At 72.4% G+C, this 9,088-nt stretch carries 7 protein-coding genes and 1 pseudogene; 1 reads left to right on the top strand and 7 read right to left on the bottom strand.

Going from position 1 to position 9,088, the window contains the following annotated elements:
* Window positions 1-296: YciI family protein (locus tag ASC99_RS28185; protein ID WP_057237329.1), on the bottom strand; the 296-nt coding region annotated here is incomplete at its 3' end.
* A gap of 183 nt (window positions 297-479) precedes the next feature.
* On the opposite strand from ASC99_RS28185, the pseudogene ASC99_RS28180 reads away from it, so the two are divergent.
* Window positions 480-1,751: pseudogene (locus ASC99_RS28180) on the top strand (FAD-dependent monooxygenase); the annotation flags it as partial.
* Between the two features lie 466 nt (window positions 1,752-2,217).
* Here the strand turns inward: ASC99_RS28180 and ASC99_RS28175 are convergent.
* The 6 genes from ASC99_RS28175 to ASC99_RS28150 all read right to left on the bottom strand — a co-directional run bounded on the left by ASC99_RS28175 (window position 2,218) and on the right by ASC99_RS28150 (window position 9,040).
* Window positions 2,218-3,828 carry a DUF4153 domain-containing protein gene (locus tag ASC99_RS28175; protein ID WP_082598702.1) on the bottom strand — a complete coding sequence of 537 codons (1,611 nt, stop codon included), beginning with the start codon at window positions 3,826-3,828 and terminating at the stop codon, window positions 2,218-2,220.
* Window positions 3,829-3,984: 156 nt separating this feature from the next.
* On the bottom strand, window positions 3,985-4,959 hold the full coding sequence (locus ASC99_RS28170; protein ID WP_057237273.1) for a Gfo/Idh/MocA family oxidoreductase: 975 nt from the start codon (window positions 4,957-4,959) through the stop codon (window positions 3,985-3,987).
* A gap of 1 nt (window position 4,960) precedes the next feature.
* Entirely contained in the window at window positions 4,961-6,268 is a 1,308-nt protein-coding gene (gene ligA / locus ASC99_RS28165) for a protocatechuate 4,5-dioxygenase subunit alpha (protein ID WP_057237271.1), read from the bottom strand.
* Window positions 6,269-6,292: 24 nt separating this feature from the next.
* Window positions 6,293-7,210 (bottom strand): amidohydrolase family protein, encoded by a 918-nt coding sequence (locus ASC99_RS28160; RefSeq protein ID WP_057237269.1) that lies wholly within the window; start codon window positions 7,208-7,210, stop codon window positions 6,293-6,295.
* Window positions 7,211-7,304: 94 nt separating this feature from the next.
* Window positions 7,305-7,997 (bottom strand): 4-carboxy-4-hydroxy-2-oxoadipate aldolase/oxaloacetate decarboxylase, encoded by a 693-nt coding sequence (gene ligK, locus ASC99_RS28155; RefSeq protein ID WP_057237266.1) that lies wholly within the window; start codon window positions 7,995-7,997, stop codon window positions 7,305-7,307.
* A gap of 17 nt (window positions 7,998-8,014) precedes the next feature.
* Window positions 8,015-9,040 (bottom strand): amidohydrolase family protein, encoded by a 1,026-nt coding sequence (locus tag ASC99_RS28150; RefSeq protein ID WP_057237262.1) that lies wholly within the window; start codon window positions 9,038-9,040, stop codon window positions 8,015-8,017.
* Window positions 9,041-9,088: the final 48 nt, after the last annotated feature.

Below are 9,088 nucleotides of genomic sequence, written 5' to 3'. Positions count from 1 at the left end.
AGGAAGCGGCGGGTCCACTCCAGGGCCTCCGCCTTGTCCTTGCACTGGAGCATGGCGTACCCGCCGACCACCTCACGGGTCTCGGTGAACGGCCCGTCGGTCAGACTCAGCCGGCCCCCGGACCAGTCCACCCGGGTGCCTTCGGAGGTCGGCTTCAGCCCGGCGGTCTCCAGCATCACCCCCGCCTTGGTGAGCTCCTCGAACAGTGCGCCCATCCGCTGCTCGAAGTCGGGTTCGGGCTCGAAGGCCGCAGCCTTCTGCTCGTCGATACGGATCAGCATCATGAAACGCGGCACGGTGACTCCTCGGTCCTGCGGGCGGGGCCTGTCCTCGCCTCTCACCCCTGCGTCGAACGAGGGGCGGGCAGATCGACAGCCGACGGAAAGAACTTTTGGAGCCGACCCTAGGCCGGTGCCCGGATGGCCGCCCCCGCACCACCGCGCAACGATGGTTGAGGGGCGAGGCACCAGGAGGCACCCGTGGCGCGTACCGATCCGACCGACGTACTGATCGCGGGCGCCGGTCCGGTCGGACTGAGTGCGGCCGCCGAACTCCGCCCACGGGGTGCGCTGCCGGCTCGTCGACCGGCTGCCGGCCCGCCTCCCGTACGCCAAGGCGGTCGGCATCCAACCGCGGACCCTGGAGATCTGGGACCGGATGGGCCTGGCCGGCACCGTCCTGGAGGCCGTCACTCCGCTGCGCGGCCAGCTGGTCTACGTCGACGGCCGGGAGCGGGCGCGGATCGAACTCGCGCTGCCGCCCGAGGTGCCGTACGGATTCGCCGCGCTGCCGCAGTACGAGACCGAGCGTCTGCTCGAGGACTACGTGGCCGGCCTGGGAACAGCCGTCGAACGCGGCACCGAACTGCTGGCGTTCAGCCAGGACGCGGAGGGCGTGACCGCCGAACTGCGCGCCGCCTCCGGCGCCGAGGAGGAGCTTCGGGTCCGCTATCTGATCGGCTGCGACGGAGCCCACAGCGTCGTCCGTAAGGGGCTGGGCCTCACCTTCGAGGGCGCGGCCTTCGCCGAGTCGTACATGCTGGCGGACGTGGAGGCCGACTGGGACCTGCCGCACGGGTACGGCGTACGGTCCACCCATCGCGCCGAGGACGGTTCCACCGACGACCTCCTGGTCTGCATCCCACTGCCTGGCAAGGGCCGTTACCGCATGTCGATGCTGGTCCCGTCCGATCTCTCCGGCCGCAGGAGTGCGCCCGGCGACGGCGTGGCGCACGGCCTGGACGGCGGCGGCCCCACCCCCGGACTGTCCGACATCCAGGCGGTCGTGGACCGCCTCGCCCCCAGTCCGGCCGTCCTCTCCCGGATGCGCTGGTCCTCGGTCTTCCGGATCAGCCACCGGATCGTCGACCGCTACGCCGACGGCCGGGTCTTCGTCGCGGGCGACGCCGCCCACATCCATCCGCCCACCGGCGCCCAGGGCATGAACACCGGCATCCAGGACGCCTGCAACCTGGCCTGGAAGCTCGCCCTCGTCCTCCGCGGGGAGGCGACTCCCGCCCTGCTCACCAGCTACGACGCCGAGCGCCGCCCGGTCGGCGAGGAGGTCGTCGGCCGGACCGTCCGGCACGCCACCCAGGGCCTCGAAGCCGACCCGGACGACCCGCAGACCCTGCTGCTGCGCGAGGCCCAACTCCTCGTCAGCTACCGGGACGGCCCGCTCGCCGCCGACCCCCACGGACCGGCCGACGCGCCCCAGCCCGGCGACCGGGCCCCCGACTGCGCCTGCCTGACNACCCCCACGGACCGGCCGACGCGCCCCAGCCCGGCGACCGGGCCCCCGACTGCGCCTGCCTGACGGCTCCTGTGGCCGGCTACCCGCTGCGCCTGCTCGACCTGCTGCGCGGCCGTACCGGCCACGTGGTGATCCTCTACGCTGCCGACCCGGCCGACCTGGCCCCCGCCGCCGAAGCGGCTGCGGGGGTACCGCTGCCAGCGGACCACCCCGACGGCTCAGGCCGCTCCCGGACCATCGCCGTCCTCTCCCCCGCAGCCGCGCCGGCCGGCCCCGACACCCTGGCCGTCCCCGTATACCGCGACACCGCCGGGGAGTTCGCCCGGCTGTACCGCCCCGACGGTGCGACCGGCTTCGTCGTCCGCCCGGACGGGCAGCTCGGCGCCCGGTTCCCACTCGCCGGTACCGCGGCCGCGCTGTCCGCCTACCGCACGGCCCTGTCCGCCCCGTGAAGACCGGAGGGGGTCAGCGCCAGTAACCGTCGGAGAACCCGACCCGCCTGCACGCCGCCGTCCGGCTCGCCGCGTCGGCCGGCGGGCGCTCGGTCAGCACCTCGCGGGCCCGGTACTCGGCGAGGCTGGTGGCGTACCACGGCCGGGGGGTGTCACCGAGGTTTCGGCTGACCAGCGCCAGGGCGCAGGTCCGCTGGTCGGCGGGCAGCCGGTCCAGGGCGGGGACGGCGTCCAGGGAGAGGCCGCTGATGTTGCGCAGGTCGATCTGCGTGGTGCTCTCGAAGCGGGCCACGTTCTGCTCGGCGACGATCGCGTCCGGGCCCATCAGCCCGTAGACGGCGGCGGTGGCCATACCGCTCAGCACCACGGCGCGCGGCAGCCAGGCGGACCTCCGGAGTGCACCCGCCGCGATCACCAGCAGGAACACCACGCCGAGCCAGATCTCCACCACCAGGACCCAGAGCCGCAGTTGGGTGAGCCCGGAGGCGTCGACGTAGTACCACATCCGGCCGAGCGCGGAGGCGACCACGACCAGCGTGAGGACGCAGAGCGCGCCGAGCAGCAGCCTCGCGAGCCGGCGGTCGGACTCGGTGGTGCGCGGGGCCCAGCGCTGGGCGACGGCGACCACGACCAGGGTCAGCACGGTGATCGCCATCAGCTGCCAGAAGCCCTGCCGGGCGTACTCGGAGCGGCTCATCCCGGTGTTCTCCAGGATGGAGTCGCGGCCGCCGAGCACCACGACCGCCTGGACCACCGCGAAGGCGCCGAACATCAGGTTGAGCGCGGCCAGCGGCAGCGCCCACTCCAGTCGGCCGCGCTCGCGGCCGGGCTTGACCGCAGTACGGTCCCAGCGGCGCGGGCCGGCCGCGATGTGGGCGAAGCCGAGGGCGACGACCAGGCCGAGGAAGAAGAGGAGGGCGTGCCGCGGCAGGTCGCCCGGCTCCAGCTCGAAGCTGGGGATCAGGCCGCCGAGTACCTCGGCCATCGCGGCGTCGGCGCCGGCGAACAGCCAGCCGAAGACGGTCAGCAGCACGGCCGCGACCAGGACGGCTTTGAGGACCGGCACCGCCTTGCTCCGCCCGCCGGGGATCCGGAAGCCGCGCAGGCCGGTGCGGGCCCAGACCAGTCCGGGGATGAGCTGCCAGACGAGGCCGGGCAGCGCGAACAGGACACCGGTCCAGCGTCTGCCGCCGTGCAGGGCGAGCGAGGCCAGGCCCAGCGCGCAGGCGCCGGAGAGGATCACCGCCCAGTCGGCCTCGTGGAGCGCGGGCACGGCGAGCAGCGCGAGGGCGAGCACGCTCCAGACGACCGTCCAGGGCCGGATCGAGCGGCCCGCCGCCCGGGCGGCGAAGCCTGCTCCGACGGCCGCGACCAGGCCGCACAGCAGCAGGTTGACACCCAGTGCGTCGTCGAGCATCCAGCTGGTCAGCACCCCGGCGAGCGCGGCGGCGCCGACCACCTTGGACGTGGCGGGCGCCTTCCGGTCGGGGTCACTGGCGCGCAGCCACTGGAACGGCTGAGCGGCGGGCGTCGGCGCCCGGTACGGGTTCACCGGCGTACCGGGCACCTGGCCCGGGACCGGTGGGCGGGGCGGCGGGGAGGCGGGTGTGGACAGACCGGACATGAGTCCCCCTCGGTGGTCGACAGGCGTGCGGAAGCCACCCAGCGGGCAGTCCGCCGAAGGCGCAGATCAGCGCCTCGACGGGCTCGACTCTAGAGCATTCTGAACAGGTTCAAATACACCTGGGACGGGTTGTTCGCAGATTTGTGACCCGCACCGTCACACGCCCGAGGCCGCGGCGAGCTGCTCCTCGAGGGACGCCAGCACCCGGTAGCAGGGCAGCACCTGCGCGAGGGAGGCGTTCGGCTCGCGGCCCTCGCGGATCGCGGCGACGAACTCGCGGTCCTGCAGCTCGATGCCGTCCATCGAGACGTCGACCCCGCTCACGTCGATCGGCTCGTCCCGGCCAGTGGCCAGGTCGTCGTAGCGCGCGACGTAGGTGCCGGTGTCGCCGATGTAGCGGAAGAACGTGCCGAGCGGCCCGTCGTTGTTGAACGACAGCGACAGGGTGCAGATGGCGCCGTTCGCCGCGCGCAGCTGGATCGACATGTCCATCGCGATGCCGAGTCCGGGGTGGATCGGGCCCTGGAGCGCGTTGGCCTGCACGATCGGCGACCCGGTCTGGTAGGCGAACAGGTCGGCGGTGTGCGCGGCGTGGTGCCACAGCAGGTGATCGGTCCAGGTCCGCGGCCGGCCGAGGGCGTTGACGTTCGTGCGGCGGAAGAAGTACGTCTGCACGTCCAGCTGCTGGATGTCGTACTCCCCCGCCTGGATCCGCTGCCGCACCCACTGGTGACTGGGGTTGAAGCGCCGGGTGTGTCCGACCATCGCGACGAGTCCGGTGCGCTGCTGTGCCGCCAGGCACGCCTCGGCGTCGGCGAGCGAGGTGGCCAGCGGGATCTCGACCTGGACGTGCTTGCCCGCCTCCAGGCAGGCCAGCGTCTGGGCGGCGTGCATCGGCGTGGGCGTGGCGAGGATGACGGCGTCGACGTCGTCCATCGCCAGCACCTCCTCCAGGCTCGCGACGGCGCGGCCCACGCCCTGCTCCTCGGCGAACTCCCGGGCGCTCTCCAGGGTGCCGCTCACGACGGCGGTCACCTCGATGCCCTCGATCCGGCGGAGCGCGGCCGCGTGCTTGGCGCCGAAGGCACCGCCCCCGGCCAGGGCGATCCGGACGGTCTGCTGCTCGGTCATGTCACTCCTTCACGGCGGGCGCCTCGGCCCGCGGGTGGTTGTCCAGGATCAGGTGGCCGACGGCGGTGTTGGACGCCGGCACGTGGTGGAAGCGGTGCCTGACCTCGATCTCACCGGCCCCGTCGATGTCGCTCATCGCCCCACGGGCGATCAGCCACATGACCAGCTCGATGCCCTCCGAGCCCGCCTCCTCGACGTACTCCAGGTGCGGCACCTGCGACAGGCCGGCCGGGTCGTCGACCAGCCGGTCCAGGAAGGCGTTGTCCCACTCCTGGTTGATCAACCCGGCCCGGGGGCCGTGCAGTTGGTGGCTCATGCCGCCGGTGCCCCACACCTGGACTTTCACCGGCCGGTCGTAGGACTCGATCGCCCTGCGCAGCGACCGGCCCAGTGCGAAGCACCTGGCGCCCGAGGGCACGGGGTACTGCACCACGTTGACGTGGAACGGGATCACCTTGCACGGCCACTTCTCGACGTCCCCGAACATGAGCGACAGCGGGACGGTCAGACCGTGGTCGACGGTCATCTCGTTGACGAGGGTGAGGTCGAAGTCGTCCGTGATGAGCGAGTGCGCGAGGTGCGCGGCCAGGTCGGGGTCGCCCTCGATGCCCGGGACCGGCCGGGGCCCGTAGCCCTCGTCGGCGGTGGGGTAGGCCGCGCCGGTGCCGAGTGCGAAAGTCGGGATCAGCGACAGGTCGAACGCGGTGGCGTGGTCGTTGTAGACCAGGAAGACCACGTCGGGGAGATTCTCCCGCGCCCACCGTCTGGAGAACTCGTAGCCCTCGAAGACCGGCTGCCAGTAGGGCTCGTCGGTCCGGTGGTGATCCATCGCCGCGCCGATCGCCGGCACGTGCGAGGTGAAGACCGCGCCGGTGATCGTGGCGTGCCCGGCCGGCGGCGTCGGGTCGGCGTGCGCCGCCTCGAGGACGGCGTGGTCGATCCGGTTGCCGTCGACGGAGCGACCGCCGCCGACCATCATGGCGCGGTACTCCTGCTCGGTCATACCGGTCATCGAGCCCGCCATCTGCTGGAAGGAGAGGCCCAGCGCCGCGCCCCACTTGGCGAGGAAGTAGATGTTGCCGCCCGCACGGACCGCGGCGTTCAGGTCGCGGTCCAGCAGCGCCCGCTTCTGCTCCTCCCGCAGCGGCCACCCGTCCAGGTAGGCGTGTTCGTCGGCGAGGAAGCGCTCGCGGTTCGCCGCCGTCATCAGCGACATGCAGAACTGGTTGAGGTGGTATCCCTTGGCGGACTGCTCGGCGTCGAAGACGGTCGTCCCCGGCACCAGCTTGTAGGTCTTGTCCAGCGGCATGGTGGTGCTCCGATCGTGCGGGGGTCAGCCCGCGTCCGGCCAGTACAGGCGCATCGGGTTGGCGACCAGGAGCTTGTGCTGCAGCTCCGGCGTCGGCGCGATCTGCGGGACGAAGTCGACGAGCAGGCCGTCGTCGGGCATGTGGTCGGTGAGGTTCGGGTGCGGCCAGTCGGTGCCCCACAGCACGCGGTCGGGGAACTCCTCGACCACCCGCCGGGCGAACGGGACGACGTCGCGGTAGGTCTCAGGACGGCCGTCGAGGGCGGGCGGGCCGCTCACCGACAGCCGCTCCGGGCAGGTCACCTTGCACCAGATGTCGGACCTCGCCCGCAGGAGGTCCAGGAACGCCTCGAACTCCGGGCCGTACGGGTCCTTGGCGACGTCGGGCCGGCCCATGTGGTCGATGACCAGCGGCGCCGGGATCGACAGCAGGAAGTCGCGCAGGTCGGCGAGGTCGGCGGCCTCGAAGTAGAGGACGACGTGCCAGCCGTACGGCGTGATCCGCTCGGCGACGTCCAGCAGGTCCTGCTGCGGCGCCGCGTCGGCGAGCCGCTTGACGAAGGTGAACCGCACCCCGCGGACGCCCGCCTCGYGCAGCTCGCGCACCTCCGCGTCCGAGGTCCCGGGCCACACCGTCGCCACACCCCTGGCCATGCCACCGGAGGCCCGCAGGGCGTCGACCATGGCGGAGTTGTCGGCGCCGTGGCAGGTCGCCTGGACCACGACGTTGCGGGTGAAGCCCAAGTGGTCGCGCAGCTCGAAGAGTTGGTCCTTGGACGCGTCGCAGGGGGTGTACCTGCGCTCGGCGGCGAACGGGAACTCCGCCCCGGGGCCGAAGACGTGGCAGTGCGCGTCGACGGCACCCTCGGGCAGCCGGAACTGCGGCCGGCTCGGACCGGCGTACCAGTCCAGCCAGCCGGTGGTCTTCTCGAAGATCATCATCGGTCCTCGTNGACGGCACCCTCGGGCAGCCGGAACTGCGGCCGGCTCGGACCGGCGTACCAGTCCAGCCAGCCGGTGGTCTTCTCGAAGATCATCATCGGTCCTCGTAGCGCAGCCCGAGCGCGGCCAGCGGGCCGCGCATGCCGTACATGTCCAGACCGAGCTCGCCCGCGCGGAGCCGCGCGCGCTTGCTCTCCTCGTTCGCCTCGCGCTCGGCCGAGGCCGCGGCGACCTCGGCGGCCCGCTCGCGCGGCACCACGACGACACCGTCGCCGTCCGCCACCACGACGTCCCCGGGCCGGACCAGCGCGTTGGCGCAGACCACCGGCACGTTGACCGAGCCGAGCGTGGCCTTGACCGTGCCCTTGGCGTTGACCGCCCGGGCGAAGACGGGGAAGTCCATCTCCGCCAGGTCGGCCACGTCGCGCACGCCGCCGTCGATGACCAGGCCCTGGCACCCCTGGGCGCGGAACGAGGTGGCGAGCAGCTCGCCGAAGAAGCCGTCCTCGCTCTCGGTCGTGCAGGCCGCGACCACGACGTCGCCGGGCCGGATCTGTTCGGCGGCGACGTGCAGCATCCAGTTGTCGCCGGGCTGCAGCAGGACGGTCACCGCCGGACCGCACAGCCGGGCCTTCGGGTGGACCGGGCGCAGGTACGGCCGCATCAGCCCCACCCGGCCCATCGCCTCGTGGATCGTCGCCACGCCGAACTCCGACAGCGCGGCGACGGCCTTCGGGTCGGCCCGGGTGATGGAGGGTCGGACGATGCCGATCCCGCTGTGCTCCATGCGTTCTTCTCCTGGGGTCAGTGGCCGGCCGCGGCGAGCCGGGCGGCGAGTCGGGGGTAGACGCGCAGGGCGTTGCCGGAGTAGACGGCGGCCCGCTCCTCGTCGGTGAGGTCCGGGGCGGCCTCGACGTACCGCTTCGTGTCGTCGAAGTGGTGACCAGTGCGCGGGTCGATGTCGCGGACCGCGCCGATCATTTCGCTGGCGAACAGGACGGCCCGGCTGGGGATCACCCGGGTGAGCAGGTCGATGCCGGGCTGGTGGTAGACGCAGGTGTCGAAGAGGACGTTGTCCAGCAGCGCCTCGGGGTCCGGCCTGCCCAGCGCCATCGCCAGGCCGCGGAACCGGCCCCAGTGGTAGGGCACCGCACCGCCGCCGTGCGGGATCACGAACCGCAGCGTCGGGAAGTCGGCGAACAGGTCGCCCTGGACCAGCTGCATGAACGCCGTGGTGTCGGCGTTCAGGTAGTGGGCGCCGGTGGTGTGGAAGGCCGGGTTGCACGAGGTGCTGACGTGGATCATGGCGGGGATGTCGTACTCGACCATCGCCTCGTAGATCGGGTACCAGCTGCGGTCGGTCAGCGGCGGCGCGGTCCAACTGCCGCCTGACGGATCGGGGTTGAGGTTGATCGTCACCGCGCCGAGCTCCTCGACCGCGCGGCGCAGTTCGGGCAGGCAGGTCGCGGGGTCGGCGCCCGGCGACTGCGGCAGCATGGCGCCCATCGCGAAGCGGTCGGGGTAGAGCGTGCTGACGCGGTGCACCAGGTCGTTGCAGATCCGCGCCCACACCGAGGAGACCTCGAGGTCGCCGACGTGGTGGGCCATGAAGCTGGCCCGCGGCGAGAAGATCGTCAGGTCGATGCCGCGCTCGTCCATCAACCGCAGCTGGTGGCCCTCGACCGCCCGGCGCAGGTCCTCGTCGGTGATGACCAGGTCGTCGGGGGCGGGTGCGCGGCCGGGGGTGCCGACCGCCGCCGTCTGCCGGTCCCGCCACCGCGCCAACTGCGGTGGTGCGGTGGTGAAATGGCCGTGACAGTCGATGATCATGTGTTCTCCCTCTCGTGGCCCACCGGATCAGTCCTGGCTGCCGGTGGG

The sequence above is a fragment of the Kitasatospora sp. Root107 genome, from assembly GCF_001424875.1.
In the GTDB taxonomy this organism is placed as follows: Bacteria; Actinomycetota; Actinomycetes; order Streptomycetales; family Streptomycetaceae; genus Kitasatospora.
The sequence above is the reverse complement of the archived record's forward strand: the minus strand, read 5'-3'. Positions and strand labels throughout refer to the sequence as shown.